Annotated in this window: 21 protein-coding genes; 2 read left to right on the top strand and 19 right to left on the bottom strand. The window is 57.0% G+C overall.

The window, feature by feature from the left end; all coding sequences use genetic code 11:
* Positions 1 to 11: 11 nt before the first annotated feature.
* From A8O26_RS03350 to A8O26_RS03305, 10 genes are all read right to left on the bottom strand, one after another.
* Positions 12 to 1,109 (bottom strand): phage tail sheath C-terminal domain-containing protein, encoded by a 1,098-nt coding sequence (locus A8O26_RS03350; protein WP_064116769.1) that lies wholly within the window; start codon positions 1,107 to 1,109, stop codon positions 12 to 14.
* A complete protein-coding gene (locus A8O26_RS03345) occupies positions 1,106 to 1,303 on the bottom strand; it encodes a DUF2635 domain-containing protein (protein WP_064116768.1) in 198 nt (65 codons plus the stop codon). Before A8O26_RS03345 ends, A8O26_RS03350 begins: the two co-directional genes overlap by 4 nt.
* Complete coding sequence (locus A8O26_RS03340) at positions 1,303 to 1,869, bottom strand: phage protein Gp37 (protein WP_064116767.1); 567 nt, start codon at positions 1,867 to 1,869, stop codon at positions 1,303 to 1,305. Before A8O26_RS03340 ends, A8O26_RS03345 begins: the two co-directional genes overlap by 1 nt.
* Positions 1,869 to 2,360, bottom strand: a complete 492-nt coding sequence (locus A8O26_RS03335) for a phage protein Gp36 family protein (protein ID WP_064116766.1) — start codon at positions 2,358 to 2,360, stop codon at positions 1,869 to 1,871. The genes A8O26_RS03340 and A8O26_RS03335 overlap by 1 nt, the downstream gene beginning before the upstream one ends.
* Entirely contained in the window at positions 2,357 to 2,875 is a 519-nt protein-coding gene (locus A8O26_RS03330) for an HI1506-related protein (RefSeq protein ID WP_064116765.1), read from the bottom strand. Before A8O26_RS03330 ends, A8O26_RS03335 begins: the two co-directional genes overlap by 4 nt.
* A 9-nt stretch (positions 2,876 to 2,884) precedes the next feature.
* Positions 2,885 to 3,778: a Mu-like prophage major head subunit gpT family protein gene (locus tag A8O26_RS03325; protein WP_064116764.1), complete on the bottom strand. Its 894-nt coding sequence runs from the start codon at positions 3,776 to 3,778 to the stop codon at positions 2,885 to 2,887.
* A 27-nt stretch (positions 3,779 to 3,805) separates the two neighbouring features.
* On the bottom strand, positions 3,806 to 4,777 hold the full coding sequence (locus tag A8O26_RS03320) for a phage protease (RefSeq protein WP_064116763.1): 972 nt from the start codon (positions 4,775 to 4,777) through the stop codon (positions 3,806 to 3,808).
* Between the two features lie 37 nt (positions 4,778 to 4,814).
* Complete coding sequence (locus A8O26_RS03315) at positions 4,815 to 5,903, bottom strand: hypothetical protein (protein WP_064116762.1); 1,089 nt, start codon at positions 5,901 to 5,903, stop codon at positions 4,815 to 4,817.
* 148 nt (positions 5,904 to 6,051) lie between these two features.
* Positions 6,052 to 6,609: a phage virion morphogenesis protein gene (locus A8O26_RS03310; protein ID WP_064116761.1), complete on the bottom strand. Its 558-nt coding sequence runs from the start codon at positions 6,607 to 6,609 to the stop codon at positions 6,052 to 6,054.
* 8 nt (positions 6,610 to 6,617) lie between these two features.
* A complete protein-coding gene (locus tag A8O26_RS03305; protein WP_064116760.1) occupies positions 6,618 to 7,886 on the bottom strand; it encodes a PBECR2 nuclease fold domain-containing protein in 1,269 nt (422 codons plus the stop codon).
* A gap of 62 nt (positions 7,887 to 7,948) precedes the next feature.
* Between A8O26_RS03305 and A8O26_RS03300 the strand changes: the two genes are divergently transcribed.
* Complete coding sequence (locus A8O26_RS03300; RefSeq protein WP_155740635.1) at positions 7,949 to 8,173, top strand: hypothetical protein; 225 nt, start codon at positions 7,949 to 7,951, stop codon at positions 8,171 to 8,173.
* On the opposite strand, the gene A8O26_RS03295 is transcribed toward A8O26_RS03300, so the two are convergent.
* Together A8O26_RS03295 and A8O26_RS03290 are read right to left on the bottom strand one after the other, a co-directional pair.
* Positions 8,168 to 9,721: a DUF935 domain-containing protein gene (locus tag A8O26_RS03295; protein WP_064116758.1), complete on the bottom strand. Its 1,554-nt coding sequence runs from the start codon at positions 9,719 to 9,721 to the stop codon at positions 8,168 to 8,170. The genes A8O26_RS03300 and A8O26_RS03295 overlap by 6 nt on opposite strands.
* Entirely contained in the window at positions 9,721 to 11,118 is a 1,398-nt protein-coding gene (locus A8O26_RS03290; protein WP_253756660.1) for a hypothetical protein, read from the bottom strand. Before A8O26_RS03290 ends, A8O26_RS03295 begins: the two co-directional genes overlap by 1 nt.
* Positions 11,119 to 11,336: 218 nt before the next feature.
* On the opposite strand from A8O26_RS03290, the gene A8O26_RS03285 reads away from it, so the two are divergent.
* Positions 11,337 to 11,813, top strand: coding sequence for a hypothetical protein (locus tag A8O26_RS03285; protein ID WP_064116756.1), 477 nt, complete (start codon positions 11,337 to 11,339; stop codon positions 11,811 to 11,813).
* Between the two features lie 11 nt (positions 11,814 to 11,824).
* Here A8O26_RS03285 and A8O26_RS03280 read toward each other — a convergent pair whose 3' ends face one another.
* From A8O26_RS03280 to A8O26_RS03250, 7 genes are all read right to left on the bottom strand, one after another.
* The gene (locus A8O26_RS03280) at positions 11,825 to 12,337 is read right to left on the bottom strand and encodes a DUF3486 family protein (RefSeq protein WP_064116755.1); all 513 of its coding nucleotides are present in this window, start codon (positions 12,335 to 12,337) and stop codon (positions 11,825 to 11,827) included.
* A gap of 4 nt (positions 12,338 to 12,341) precedes the next feature.
* Positions 12,342 to 12,653, bottom strand: coding sequence for a hypothetical protein (locus tag A8O26_RS03275; RefSeq protein ID WP_064116754.1), 312 nt, complete (start codon positions 12,651 to 12,653; stop codon positions 12,342 to 12,344).
* On the bottom strand, positions 12,650 to 12,961 hold the full coding sequence (locus tag A8O26_RS03270; protein WP_064116753.1) for a hypothetical protein: 312 nt from the start codon (positions 12,959 to 12,961) through the stop codon (positions 12,650 to 12,652). Before A8O26_RS03270 ends, A8O26_RS03275 begins: the two co-directional genes overlap by 4 nt.
* The gene (locus A8O26_RS03265) at positions 12,961 to 13,179 is read right to left on the bottom strand and encodes a TraR/DksA C4-type zinc finger protein (protein WP_064116752.1); all 219 of its coding nucleotides are present in this window, start codon (positions 13,177 to 13,179) and stop codon (positions 12,961 to 12,963) included. Before A8O26_RS03265 ends, A8O26_RS03270 begins: the two co-directional genes overlap by 1 nt.
* Positions 13,180 to 13,292: 113 nt before the next feature.
* Complete coding sequence (locus A8O26_RS03260; protein ID WP_155740634.1) at positions 13,293 to 13,835, bottom strand: DNA-packaging protein; 543 nt, start codon at positions 13,833 to 13,835, stop codon at positions 13,293 to 13,295.
* Positions 13,832 to 14,464, bottom strand: coding sequence for a transglycosylase SLT domain-containing protein (locus A8O26_RS03255; RefSeq protein ID WP_064116751.1), 633 nt, complete (start codon positions 14,462 to 14,464; stop codon positions 13,832 to 13,834). The genes A8O26_RS03260 and A8O26_RS03255 overlap by 4 nt, the downstream gene beginning before the upstream one ends.
* A 2-nt stretch (positions 14,465 to 14,466) precedes the next feature.
* On the bottom strand, positions 14,467 to 14,718 hold the full coding sequence (locus A8O26_RS03250; protein WP_081265152.1) for a putative holin: 252 nt from the start codon (positions 14,716 to 14,718) through the stop codon (positions 14,467 to 14,469).
* Positions 14,719 to 14,943: the final 225 nt, after the last annotated feature.

The following is a 14,943-nucleotide window of genomic DNA, read 5'->3' as shown; positions in this document are numbered from 1 at the left end:
GGGTTTACCTCTTACAAGAGCAAGTCGATGCGACCGGCGAAAACATGCAGGCCGTTGACGACATCGGTGGGAATAGCGGCGTTGAGCCGGTTTACGTCTTGGGGCGAACGCACGACGACCAAGCTGTCGGCGTTGGCCTCGACCTCTTCGACGATCTCCAGTTCTTCCAGCTTGTACAGCACGTCCAGCAGCTCACCGCGCACGGCATCCGGGGTTTTCTTGGACAGCTTCGAGCGGGGGAAACGCAGTCGGATGCGTTCGCGGCAGGCGTTGCGCACGTAATACAGTGTGCGGATGGTGGTCAGGTCTAAGAGCGATACATCCGTCGCACCGGCTGCCGATTTGGTGTAGGTGGTCACTGCGCGAACAATCTGGATCACGTCACCGGCCGCGACTTCCAACGGTGTCACTCCGTTGGCCAACGCGGTTTCCTGTTCGGTGCGTCCAAGGCGTTGGGTAATTGCGGGAACCTGGATACCTTTGAGCACCAACGTATTCAACGGACGTGCCGGGTCTTCTTCGGAGGCAATGACAGCCGCATAGGCGGCCGCCACTTGGCGTGCTGTCGATGCAGTACCAGGCAAAACGGCCAAGGTAATGGCGCCGGAGTTTAGCGACGCCGCCAACGTAGTGGACGCTGACAAGGTGCTGGTCAGTGCCGCCACGCCGATGATGCTCTGTTGCTCGATTGAGTCGGTGTAAGTCTGGAGGTGGCCGCGCAACGCGGTCAGCGCGGTCTGGCTGAACCAAGCAGGAACCAACAAGGTGAAGTCGCCCAAGGCTGTCGCATCCAATGCGGTCGCGATGTTTGGCTCCGCATCGCCTTCTACCACCACACCCACAGCGGAGATGGCCACATAGCGATAGGCAGTAATCGCAGCGGCGGCCATCTCTTCGGCAACTGGCCCGAACAGCTTCCCGGCCTCGATGGCGCTGTAAAACTGGGTAGGCACGTTGGGTTGCGCAGTGGCTCCAGCGCTCAGCGGCACAATCAGGCAGATGCTTTGTTTATTGGTCGGCAGTGTGCGCACGGCCAAGCTGGTATTGAACTCAAAATAAGCACCCGGCTTTCGGATTGAAGCGGGGATGGTGTCAAACTCGATGTTCATTCGACGGGTTCCTGTGCGGGTTGTTTGGCACTGTTGCGCGGTTTCTTGCTCATCAGCAGTTCGCCCGCCGCGATCCGACGACGGTAGTAAGAAGTGTCCGGCACCTCGACCGAATCGGCAGGCGCTGGATCGATATGCTGGTACGGGTCTGTTTCTGTGGGCACCCGATGACCCGGTGCGGCGATGACATGCATTACATGTCTCCCAATTTGACGTTGTCGGTGGCCACCGGTTGAGGGTTGCCCGCTGGCGAGTGATAAGCCATGTTGATGCCGAGCAGATCCGGCAGCGCCTCTGTCGGCCTCTCCCAGTCCAGTTCGATGACGAACGATTGCCCCAGGACAGAGAGGTGGTCGCTCGCGAACTTGCCGTTGACCAGATTGGAGAGTTCAGTCGGCCGGATGGCGGCGCGGTTTTCCCAGGGCTGCCATTCCACCAACTGGTGCATGCAGGCTTCCCAAAGTGCGTAGCTGCCGATGTCGGTAGGCGTGGTGCCACGCCGGGTCTCCCGTTCGCCACGAGGGTGGCGGGTGGCGATGACCAGGCGAAACGTGATCAACACGCTGTAGCGGCCATGGGCTTTGCGCGTTAGCGCAGCTCTGGGCACCATCAGCAGGATGGTCGGGCAGCGCTTGAGTAAGTCCGGCAAGAGATCCGGGTCGCTCAATTCGCCGCCGTAACTTGCCACCGCCAAGCGCGGCAACTTGGCGTTCAGTTCCTTGAGGCGCGCTTCGATTAAGTCCTCCAGTTCGCCAAGCATCACAACGCCCTCAAGGTGCGGCGGCTCATCAGCCGAAGTTGGCTGCTGATCTGCAAGCCAGACTCTCCGCTGTCCGACGCCCCGCGTTCCTTGTCTTCCAAAGCCAAGGTTTCCAGACGTTTGATCACGTCTTTGTAAAGCACCCGTACCGTTGAATCCTCTTTGCCGGCATCGTCATATAAGTGATAGCGGGCGATCTCGGCCAGATCGTCGGTTACCCACTGGGGCGCCTCGTCTGCGGCCGAGCGGAAGCGCAGGTAAAACGAAACCTCACTGCGCGCCCTGGTCACCGCGTCGGCGATCCTGACTAACGTTGCTGCCGCAATCAGCACATCTTCAGCCGGCCATTCGCCCAGTGGCTCTCCAGATGCCACCGCTACCAGCAGCTCTGGCTCAATTGTCCGACCTGAATCCGGAGCAGCAATTTGGGCAATGTCACGAGCGCCGAAACGGATCAGAAGCTGGGTGGCGGTTGGCAGCGACAGGTTCATTTGTTGTTGTCCTTGGCTTTGGCAGCTCGGCTTTTATCGGGCTTGGCGGGCTGCTCGATTGCGTCACCCGGTGCCGGTAGGGTGGCCGTCGGATCATCGTGTGTAGGTTGTTCCTGATTAACGTGGAGATTCGAAGTGTCCACTGGGCCGGTCACAGGCACCGGGCCAGTTCCCTCAACGTTCGATCCATGCTCGCTGTCGCCCAGGATCGGGCCGACGGTGCCGACCACTGCATCACCCACAGCTGTAGCGTTTGTTTCAAGCGCTTGCGGCTCGATTGCTTCCAAGGCGTTGGGCGCTTGCGGTAGCGCGACTTGCGACAAAGGTTCATGGGGCGGCTCCTGCACCAGGTCGAATCCGTCCGCCGCATAGGCGAGCACCAATTGCGGTTCTTTATCCAAAGCGTCCAACTGTTCTTCCGTGAAAAAATCGTCTGGATAAGACGTGGGCGTGCTGGGGTGCGCGATACCGCACCGACGGAAGCCGTCGCGCTTGGCGCTGATAACGATGGTCATGGCGCCCCCTTATCCGAGCCAGCTCGGTGCCAGCACTTCGGCGGTGCCTGCCCATTCGTTGCCGTTGTCGGCGTCTTTGACCAGAATCTTGCGGGCCGGGCCTTCCAGTTGAGACGGGACGACCAACAGCCCAGGATTGATACCGAGCGGACGGCCCCCGTCGGCCTTGAAGTTCTTCATGGCAGCGCGGGCAGCGCCATAGGTCGCGGCGGTCAGTGGCTCTTTCGAGCAGTAAGCAAATTGCCAGAAGCCAAAGCCCACATTGACGCGGGCATCGACGCCGTAGCGGTATTCGTCACGCATGAATACCTGCTCGTCGTCCATGTTGGTCATGGCTTTGAGTGCGTAGTTGCGGCGGTTCTGAAAGATCAGCGGTTTGATGGCGCGGCTGACATCAAGCAGATACCAGGCAGGGCCGGTGCCTTCATTGAAGTTGCTGACAGACTCTGCTGTGCCGGTGCCGTCCGTCTCGGGAAAGACCGGATGATCGGGATCAAAGAAATTTTGCCCGTCATAGCACAGCGTTTCTAAACCTGCGTTGAGCAGGCCGAATACCAATTCGTCGGGGTGGGCGGAAGACGCTCGACCCATTTCAGCGAAGAGGGGTTTGTACACGCCGATTTCGTCATCTTCGATGGCATCGCGAGGCACTGCGACCGAGGATTCGAATTTCTTGTTGGTGATGGAGTAGCTGTGCGCCGCCATATTTTTGAGAACGCGGTCACCCATCCACTCGCGAAATGTCGGGAACTGCCCGAGCCAGCCGTATGTATTGCTGGCAGACGACGACGGGACTTGGGTTGCAATGCGCTTCCAATCGGTGGGTGTTGCGGTTTGTGATGCTTGGAACTCAGCCTTGAACGCAGTAAACAACGCGGTCAAGGCACCCGATGTAATGATCATGAAAGCTTCCTTTATAGAGGGGCAGGTTTACGCCTTGCCCTTGATGAATTCGGCCTCACTCATACCCAACAGCTTGGCGACCTGTTGTTCTTCTGCGTTGAGAGCGGTGGCGGTGTTTTCTGGTTTGCGTTCGCCGAGGGTGGTATCTGCCGCCACGACAGGCGCTGCTTCTACAAAAGCCTTGAAGCGAGCCAAGCCGGTTTCGTCCTGACAGGCAGCACGGTGATAGTCGACGGTGGCAGGCGTGATCTTTCCAGCCTTGGTTGCAAAGGTGATCAGCGTATCGACAGCCTTTTCGTGCTCGGTCTTCTTCTGAGTGGCCAGGGCTTGTTCGGCATTGGTGGCGCGGGTTTCGAGTGCGTTGTAATCCGCCCGGGGGACGAATTGCTCCAAGTTGGGCCGTTCGGTGTTCAGCGCTTGGGTCGTGGACTTGATCAGTTGTGTGGTGGCCGCGACGGCCTGTTCTTCGGTGGCTGTCTCGGGCAAACCGAGCGCGGCCAAAAGCGCAGGTGAAAGCTTCACTGGCGTGTTCTCCGGGGTTTCTTGATTGAGGGCTGTGAGCAGGAAGTTGGGTTTGTTGGTCAGGCCTGCGCTGACCAGACGCACGATGCGAGTGGTGTCGGGTTCGTAGTCGAAGACGGGCGATAGAAAGCGGTATTCGCGGCTGATTACCTGGGCCGACGCACGGGGCGTCCAGTCAACGAAACCCCAGAGGGCGCCGCTGCGCATTTCAAGTTGTTTGATCCAGCCAGCGGCCGGTGCGCTTTCACCCTTCGTCGCGCGGTGCTGGGTGGCATGTTCCCAGTCAATGGGCAGGTCAATCGCCCGGCCGGTGAAGCTGGACTGCACCAGCGCCCCGGCGAGTTCATCGAAAAGCCATTGCCGGCCGTCGCGACCTGAGACCTTTGGGCCGGGCGGGATAAGTTCGACCCAGTCGGGCGCCTTGCCATCAGCGATGGCAGCGGAGAGGTCGGTGTTTAGGGCGAGCTGTGTCTTCATGCCGCCAGTTTGAGGAACCTGGCGGCGACGCTGAGTTTCAGCGGTGTTTAAGATTTATTTGAGAAACAAGTTTTTCTACGATCAGTTTTGCACCATTCTGCAAATCAGCACTATTAATGACCAGTGTTTCTGCAGCAACCAGCTCCTCCACAGTGTTATTCCCATCGCTGTCGATCAACAACTGAACTACTGGCTTATCTTTCACGCGGTACTTTAAACTTTCTAGGCGTTCAGCTTCTAAAATTTTCCCTCGCCTGAAAACCACGATGGCACAGCTTGCGTATGGATTTGCCTGTCGGCGATCAAGAGCCCCCTCCATTGCAGTTCCACTAAGACAGCTTATTCCTTTGTCTCTGAGGGCATTTTGAATAAGATCTAGCACTCGCATAAAATCGCCCGCTTGATCTAAAAGTATAATGTCACATTTGTGACCGCTCCAAACCTGCAGGTTATATGCTCCAGGGTTCAGATCGTCGTTGGAAGAACAAGACGTCACAAAGTCTTTTCCGAGCTCACTCAGTTCTAGGCCCGCAACAAAGCCCTTTGAAGTAAGATTGACAACGGCCAAGTGCTCAACGCTGCCGGGAACATATCCTGTCAAAATGGTTTCGGCAGTAAGCGCACCTGAACCCTGTGGAGGGATAATTGAGAACTTGGTAAGCACATATGCCTGTCTAAGGAAGTCTAAGTGCTCCCAAGCCAAATCTTTAAGCGACAAAATAAAGTGCCGTCTTAGCTCTTGCTTTACTTTTCCAAGAGCAATGGCCCGAGTCAAAAGTGCGTATGGAACTGTTTTCTCATCTTCAATATCAGTCAAGCAGGCTTGCATCAACGCATGGAAATTCGCTTCGTCCAATTCGCCTTCTAACATTTCCACGTCAAGCACTTCATCACGAAAAAGGAGGTGCTGGTGAAATTCTAAAATTCGACGATCATCCCTTGCATGGACGTATTCCCGGATCTTACCTACCCCCGTTTTTGAGATTTCGTAAAGGGCATCCACCAAAGGTGCTCCTGCTGACATTATGTTCACACCAGCCTTCGCAGCAATGTCGGCAACCTTTAACACCTTGCCTGTTGATGGATGTTTTGAAATTTTCATCAGGCTTTTTGTAATCCTTGCCATACACGATCCTATTGAGAAGGGGGGCTATTGAGGCAGACTAGCATTGGCAGCCAATCTAACGCACACCTAACGCCCTATAGAGACGCAAGCTAGCCGGACATGTACCTCACCGCGCTCCGCGTCTCTCAGGCGATGTAAGCAGCCAACATTAAAATGGGGCGAGCAGATAGTCTTTGATGATCCAAACAATCTCGCCGACGTCCTCAGAAGAAAGCCCGAGATATGGGCGCGCAGCAATATCTGTTGAATGCGCACCACGTGTCACCCACTGCGCGAAATTGGATTTCCGCTTCTGCACAAAACGGTTGCCGACAGAACCATGCTTGCCTTGACGGAAGTAAACCTGCTGCGATCTTGCTGCGTGCTCGATCTTGCCGCCGAACTGGTGAATGGCGCCGTAGATTCGATCAGTACCGAACGCCAATTCATTATTGCTGACACTGTGCCGCATCGTGTCCTGCAGCGTGCCTTTGTCGCGCAGGATGCGCCCACCTTTCTTGCGTGCCAGCGTCGACGGGGCCAGCGGTGCCCAAGGTGTGCCGTCAGGTGCAACTTGCCTGCTGAAGCGGTCGTCAGTGGACTGGTGCAGGTATTCGGCAATGTCGTTGAGTGGGGTTGTCAGGTCTCCCAAACGTTCGGACAGTTCGCCCAGGGCTTTACCAATATTGGTTGTATCAATGACGACATCGAGCATTGTACCGGCCATGGTTTCTCCTATTCTGTGCGTCGATAAAGGCGAACACCGAGGCGCAAGGCCTCCAGATACTGCTCGCTGTCGTCAACAAAACCGGTTGCTCCTGTCCAGCTATCGCCGTCTTGGTCGAACACTGCCACGGCGGGAGCAGCTTTGCCTTTGACTTGGATGTGCGCGAAATAGCGACGCCGCAGTACGGCCTTGCCCAGATCGGGCTGCCATTCCAGACGCACCCAAATTTCGTCGGGTGTCTTAATGGCTTCGGCCAGTAAAGGCAGTTCGCGGGGCTTGATTCGTTGGGTTAGCGCTGTCGCGCCGGTTTTGGCATCAGTGAACATCGCTTGGCCGATCACCAGCGTATCGCCGGTTACGTCACGGAATATGGCGGGGGTGGTATCGGTGGCCCCGAACTCGCTCAGGAACTGGGTCACCGCTTTCGGTGCCTGGACTTTGGCCGGGAGTAGTCGCGTTGCTGGAACTGGTCGAGGTAGCGGCAATGAGTCGGTCGGACGACGCTTGGGCAGGTCCGTTGTCGAAACTGTGGCTGGCGTAGCTGACATTGCCGGCAGGGGATCACGGGTGCGCGGCTGGGGCACGGCGTTCGTCAGGCGTGATTGACCGGGCGCATATTCAAACCCCGGATCAATCCCTTTTGGCACGCGAACAGTGCGTGGGCCATTGGGGCCATTCTTACCGATGACTCTGTCTTCCCATTCAATCGCGGGCGCAGGGCCGATTGTCAGGCCTTGGCGCTCTACATCTCTGGCTGAGAGCATGAACTTTTTGCACTTGCAGCCCCAGCCGCACGACGGGGTATGAGTCGCCCACCACGCGTCATCCAAAGGCAGTGTCGTTCCGTTCCATGCCAAGTGCATAGGGCGCGGGTGGGCGCTGTCGCCGTGTCGATACAGGCCATAGGGGCGGCGTTTGCGTAGCTCGGGGTCGGCCATCTGCGCTTCACGACCAGCGTTGTAGGACTGGCGCAGGTTGGTTTCCCAAATGACGTTGGTGCGCCAGCCACGTTCGCCCTGATACTGCCAGCCGTGTTTGCCGACGATCTGGTCGAAGTCCTTGCGGAACTGTTCCAGGGTTGTGCCGTTGGCAATGGACTTCTCGACCGCGCCGCGCAGGTCGGTCAACAGATTGCGCTTGATCGCACCGGCCACGACGAAGGCGTAGTCATGTTCAGCAGTGTAGATGTCTGTCCATGAGTGGGTAGGCAAATTGACCTTGTCACGGAAGTAGCTGATCTGCTCTTTGAAAGGAAGTGATCCGTGAGAAAGGGCCATTGGCAATTTTCCTGTTACGTATGTTAAAAAACGTACTTCTGACTAATACGAGATACCAAAAAATGACTGATAAAACTGATTTGAATGAATTAGGGCATGAGCTGGGCCGTGAAATAGGTGGACAAGTCGGTGAAGTTATCAACGCCTTTGTCTTCATAGTCCACGTCCTAAAAGCACAGCCCGGATTCGATGTGGGGTTTTTTGATCAGTACATAAAAAACTTGTCTGCAGAGCTGGACGAGAAGGACAAGCTGACTAAATTGATTTTTGATCAAGTGGTCTCATAAGCCGCGTAAAATGTCACTGCGGCCTGCCAAGCTGGCCGCTGCCAACCCATCAGCAATAGCGTCCGCCAACTCATTGGTGGTCATAGTCGGATAGGTCTCAATCAACCGATCCCGAAACTCTTCCAGACTGTTGACTGAATCGAGCAGCTCCTTGATCTGCTCGACCATGTCATCCAGTGGATTAGTGGCAGCCTGTTCTAATGTCCGCACTTGGTTATCGACAATATCGACTGTTGCGGCTGGTTTGGGTGTCTGCTCTCGATTGACAGCCTGTGATAATGCTGGTGCTGCGACAGGAGCCATGCTCCCCAGCAGCTTTGCGCCTTTCGCAGGTTCGGGGATGCTGAGTTTATCTCGTATCACGGACTGCTCAACCTCTAGCCCAAGCGGAACAAGTTCTTTCAGAGCCTCTACCAGTAGCTTGGTGTTCTCCGGTTGCGGAACGTCGATGATCAGTCGAGGATATTTTCGGCCCGGTGCAAAATTCAGATCGCACCAGGGCCGCACGAAGTAACGATTTAGCGTGTTGGATTCGGCTTTGGCGTCGGCTTGCAGCAGGTCGAGGCGTACTTCGTTGTGGATGGTTGCCTGGGCCTGACTAGAGCCATCATCGGTGGACATGGTCTGGCCGACCACCGCTTTACTGACTTGTTTGTCCCACCACTCGGCCAGGCCTTTGAAGAAGTCCCCGGCACCCGTGACATTTGCGGCCTGGGTAAAGTCGATGCGCATGCTGTCCGGGATGACGGCGGCGGCATCGCTGCCGAGGTTGGCCACGGCTGACATCAACGTTGTAATATCGTCCTTGCTCGCGCCAGGTCCGTAGCGGCCGACACGCATGGGCATGCCGAAGATGTCGGCAAAGCCCATCCAATCTTTCCATGTCCACGCCTTGCACATGTAGCCAACGGCCGCGAGGCGCGCCAGTCCACCTCGGATCGGCAGGCCCGAACGAATGCGCGGCAGGTGGACGATAAATTTGTAAGGGGCCAAGGCTATCCCGTTGACCGGGTCGGCCTCATCGAGCAGCCGCAGTTCGCGGCCCGTGTCGCGGTCGAACTGAAAGAAGCGCTGGTCGCGGGGTTCGAAGCGCGATGGGTTCCAGGTCTTGCCGCTGCGATCCCACATGATTTCGGAGACCGCATAGCCTTTGCCCATGGCGTCGGTCAGGTCGGCTTGCAGTTCACCGAACTCGGGTGAGTCGACAATCTCTTTGAGCTGGTCGGCGCGGCGCACGTCTTCCGCGTCGTCGCTGGCGGCTTCAACGCGGATCGATAAACCGGACACAGCCAGTTTGCGTGTACCTAGCACCGAGGCGTAATGCAGATCCCGTTCTTCCATTTCTTCGGCGAGGGTCAGGTAGTCATGGGCTGAACCCTCGGCAGCGCCTTGCAGGATGTTGGCCAGCCGCCCCGGCGTCAGGCCGGTGGCCACCGACTGATGCCAAACCTGGCGTATGCCGGTGGTGCGGGCAGTGGCAAGCTCTTCCGTAAGTTTGTCGTACTGGATCGGTCGACCGTACTGGTCGACGATGCGGGAGTCAGCCATTACCAAATGCCTTTCTGGATGCGCCAACCGGCGCCGAGCTTGATCTCGCGATCATGCTGGGATGCGGGTTGGACTCGGTGAAATTCGAATATCTCTGTTTCCTGACGGGAGGCGTAATCCGCCAGCACGGCGGCGATACCGGCGTCGCCATGGCGTTTGGGGCCTGACTTTTCGCCTTTCTCGTTGGTGCGTTTTTCCGGTATGCGAGCTACGCCCTTGACCATGCGGAAGGCACGTACGTCGCTGACTACGTCTTTGTCGGCCGGGATGTCGTAGAAGGTGTCGTCTTCCAGTGCTGCTTTGAAGGGCGGCATGTTGTCGCGATACCAGCCTTCGGTGAGCATCACCCGTTCAATGCGATTGAAGCCGTACTCAATCGCGGTTTCTTCCGAGAGCTGGGAGCCGTTGCCCCTTGCGTCGTCTGCGCCTTTCAGGAAGTTGGGCAGGCGGTCGAGGATGTAGAACTTGATTTGCCGTTGTTGCTTGAATGGAACGTTGCGCAGCTCGACTACGAAGGGGGTGCGCTTGCGCAGGTTTTGTTCCTTGACCAGCGGCCAGATGACCGAGAGGTCGCCGGAACGGGCGAAGTCCATGCCGTAGAAGCTTTGTACGTCGAGCGGGATTGCGGCCAGTAACGGCTTGAGGTTTTCTTCGCACCATTCCAGGGACTCGGCTAACCGTAGGTGTTCGGGCAGGATCTCGTAACCTTGTGGGTATGCCAGACGCAGAACTGGCACCTTCTGATTACTGCGTTGTTCAACCAGCGCCAGGCTCAGGAAGGCGCCGCCGCCCTGGGACGGTACGCAGTCCAGCTCCTCTTCGGCAGCATCGCCGTAAAAGTCGTACACGTCCTGCACCCAGGCAGCTTCTTCTTTGGCTTTGTACTCGATGCCTTTGCGCAGACAGACACGCTGATAAAGGCCATCTGTTACGGCGTCGCGAAACTCGCAACGAAACAGCTTGCCCTTACGCTTCCCGGCACGAATGTCGTTGATCAGTTCGTTGAAGGCATTTTCGGTGCCGTCGTGCGTGCTGATTACGTGCACTTCGCCGCCCCAGATCAGCAGAGCCAGCGCAGCTTTCAGTAGTTCGGCCAAGTCTTGGTGGAAGGCTGCTTCGTCGATCACGACGACACCTTGGCGACCACGCAGGTTTGACGGGCGACTGGTCAGCGCGACGATACGGTGCCCGCTGGGGAAGGTGATGGTGTAGGTCTTGATGTGTTTGTCTGGATCGCTTTCGGGCCAGATGCCTTCTTCGATTTCACCGGCCGCATAGTTGAATGCACGGGCCCACATTGCGCAGGCCTGAATGTATTCAACCGTCATGTCCTGGTTGTAGCCGAGGTAGTAGACGGTCTGGCCTGCGGCAGACTTCTCCGAAGCGGCAACCAGCACGTTGTCCGCTGCTTCTGCCCAGGTGAGACCAATGCGCCGAGATTTTTCGCCTACCTTTAGCGGGGCGCGGATTCCTATCCACCTTTTCTGGTAGTCCAATAGGACTGTAGGCACAGGTGATGAGACGGCTGTATTCTCCAGAATTATCGGAACACTCATGCTGACCCCCTCTTGGGGGAGAACTTTGTGTGTTCCCTAATACATAAGGAGAAGGTCCCATGATTGACTGGATTGCAGGTGCATTGGCTAGCACGAGATCGGCTACTGATATCGCGAAAAGCTTGGTTACGCTCCGTGACGAAGAAGTGATTAGAAGCCGCGTATTTGATCTGAACGCGAGCCTGATGGAACTGCAACAACAGATGATGACCGCGCAGCGAGAACAGATGGCGCTTATTGATCAAGTTGGGGAATTGAAAAAGGAACTTAGAGCCGTCAAGGATAAGTCCAGTGTGCTGGATCGTTACCAGTTGTTGAAGGTGGGGCCAGGAAGGGTGGTCTATGCGCTCAAACCCGAATTTAAAGGCACTGAGCCTGAGCATTTTTGCTGTACTAATTGCTTTGACAATGGAAAACGCTCTGTTTTCAAAGGACTCAACCCAAGTGACGGTGTCATGTCTTTCCATTGCCCTGCATGCCGGTACGGCCTTGGAATAGAGTTGTCGTACGTCCCTGATGAAATGAGGGCGAGTTAACAGTCGGTGGCTCATGCGGCAACACCCAGAATTTCGCGACGGATTTCATCAACCGTCGCCTGATTCAAACCACCTTTCTTAGCGATTTTTTCGACACGCGATGCAGCTGCCTCGGCCTTTTCTCGATACTCGGCCTGCCATTTCTTCTGCGCGATAGAGGCCTTGCCCAGTTCCGCAACAGCTTTGGCCACCTTGGCCAAATCGAATGGCTTATCGTCGGTCATTAGTAACTTGAACAAATGCTCCTGTACCAATCGCATCAACGCCTCGTTAACGGCGCCTTCTTCATCTGGTGCAGCCGCGACTACGGCGCGTGCCTGTTCGCTGGCGACCTTGAGCGCGGAGAGCTTGGACTCGAAGTCTTGGCCATAGCGATGCAACGCAGACTTGCTGATCGAAAAGCCCTGGACCGACAACTCGGCCGCGAGGCTTTCGTATTCGCTGAAGCTGTTTTCAGCCAGTGCCTTGTCGAGCCAGGCTTTAACGGCCTTGGGCAGGCTGGCGACTTTGCTGCGCGGCGGCATGGGGTCAGCTCCAGTATTTTTCGGGGCGGGCAATACCGGGATTGCAAGGAATGGTGTACTCGGCGACATCGACGCCGTAGTGGGTCAGGCCACAAATCCATACGCCACTGGGTTGTTTATCCAGTGTGGCTAGACTGCGATCTTCCAGGTAGTCGAGTTCGCGTCGTAGCTCCAGACTGGTGACGTCTGGGAAGATGCCCTGAATGGTCGAGAGCACCACGGCTTCGTGAGGATCAACGGGGCGCGAAGTATTAAGGGTCAGAATGATGTACCAGCGCAGGGATTCCCGACGCGCTTTGGCTGGATCGATGTTCATGGGCGTAGTCCTTTGAGCTGAACGTTCTCTAACTTGAGCGCCAAGCCGTCGAGCTTGGCTTCGATGATGGATTGATTGCGCACCCAATCTTCGCGGCGGACATAATTCAAGGGCATCTCGCCACGCAAACGCTCCAGTCCGATTTCAACTTCGCGCAGGCGATCGCTGTCCCTGTCGACAACCGCGAATCGCTGATCCAGGCGCCGTTCCATTTGCACCAGCAGCATCTTTACCATGCCGACAAACGCCCCCAGGATGGTGCCGCCCAAGGTGATCATCTGCCAAAGCGGCATCTCAATTGTTGTCATCAGAATTGGTTCCTTTCACGACGCATTTGGCAGAGCGCGCAATGTTGTACGCCCTCGACGGCTTGGCGCCGGTCTTCGGGGATCGGCATGTCGCAATCAGCCGCTTGGCAGAATTCGGCGGACGGGCCAGTCAAGGTTTCCCGTTGTGCCAAATGCGCCGCTAAAGCGGAGTCGTTGTGGAGGGCCTCCAGCAGGCTGGCTTCATCAGTTGCTTCCATTGCGTGTCCAATCAATCAGGTTGTCGAGTTGCGCTCGACAGATGCCATGCAGCTCGGCATTGCGTACTTGGTTAGTCAGGATCTCGGCTTGGTGAATACCGGAGTCGAGGTCGTCAGCGATTGTTGCTTCGCTGGCGTTCATCGGTGTAAGTGGTTCCGGTTCCGCCGGGCGGCGCAGCAAGTCCGCTGGTGTCGTTCGGGGCTGGCATTGCGGAACGGATACCGTTTGCAGTGTTCCACACGCGGACAAAGCCGACAGTGAACACAGCACCAGGTAACGGCTCACGCGGCGCATCCAGGGCGCGCCGGTAAAGTTGGGTGACATGGGCTATTTCCCCTGTGAGCTTGTCGGTGGTTTTGCGCAGACGTTCTTTGCTGTCAGCGAGTTGGCTGGTGAGTTGGTTGTTCTTGGTTTGTTGAGCACGCAGATCAAAAAGGGCGTTGTTCGCGGTATCTGCGGCGGCTTGGGCTAATCCAAGTTTTTCGCTGGTGAAGGATTCGCGAAGTTCGGCGGTGGCCTTATCACCCACGGCGGTGGCCAGCGCGAAGCCTTCGTCATAGCCTTCCTGGCGGTAAACGTGCAGGCCATAAACCACTGCGACAATCAACGCCACATACCAAGTGGCCGAGCTGAAAAGAGCCAGCATGGTTTTCATTGGCACAATCCTTGGCCCCAGCCGTTTGCGACGTACAACGCTTCCCAGCGCAGCAAGATCAAGCGCGGGTACTGGCGGTTTTCTTTGAAGGCCGCGGCCGAACGACCAGCGTTGTGCCGTTCGACCGAGTTGAACCATGTCAGCGGATCGGCGCCTTTTGCCAATGCCAACTTGCGGTCACGGATGACCCAGCCCAGTCCGCCGTTGTAGCTGGCGAGGATGAATGCCCCTTGTTCGCAAGTACTGCGCGCGCGGTTACGATCCGCTAACCAGCGGTCGTAACTGACGAGTGCCTGCATTGACCACGTAGGGTTAAACGGTTCGATACTGCCCAGCGCTTTGGGGAATAGTTGGGCAAGCCATGTGGCGGTCGAGGGCATCACTTGGCCCAAGCCTTGCGCACCGACCGGCGATTTCGCATCGAATCGCCAGCGGCTTTCCTGATGGATCTGTGCGGCGAAGGTCGCCACCGGAGCATCAAGGCCCCATTCCGCCTGGGCGATGCGGATCAGGTCGCGGCGGTAGCGCTCAGCGTCGGCCGGAATTTCGGCGTGAGCGGGCGCGCCTGTCGCAAGTCCGAAGAGAGAGGTCAGCGAGACTGCACTTATGTATAGAAATATTCGCCGCATGCTCAAAGCCCCAGCGTCAGGCCAAGGATGCAGGCCAGCACGACGAGGGCGCGGCGGATACCGGCCATGGAGCGCTCATAGCACCGAACCCTGTTCGGGCGGGCATAGGGGAACAACGCACGGTCGATCCAGTAGCCGAGTACACCGCCTAGAGTGACCAAGCCACATTTATAGACAACGACCGGCAGTTTGGTTGGCGCAACGATTGCCAGGCACACCAGCAGTGCGATGGTGATCAGTGTCCAGTTAGTCATACGGGGCGCACGGGGACGCCGCCTCGGTAACGGAAGATTCATGCAGTTACTCGCAAGGGGTGTATGGCGGAACGCAATGCGGCTAGATGAGTGCTAGCGACAATGGCGCTGCCACGTAGGCGTGAGGGTTCTTGGTATTCAGCTAAGGCAGGCGCTGTAGGACTTGCACGCGTCTGTAACTGCTCACTTTGCTGAATGTGCGACTCTGTGCGTGCCTCGGCCTGG

Origin of the sequence: Pseudomonas fluorescens, assembly GCF_001648775.1 — a bacterium.
Classification (GTDB): Bacteria; Pseudomonadota; Gammaproteobacteria; order Pseudomonadales; family Pseudomonadaceae; genus Aquipseudomonas; species Aquipseudomonas fluorescens_M.
Note: the sequence above shows the minus strand (reverse complement) of the source record. Positions and strands in the feature narration are given on the sequence as shown.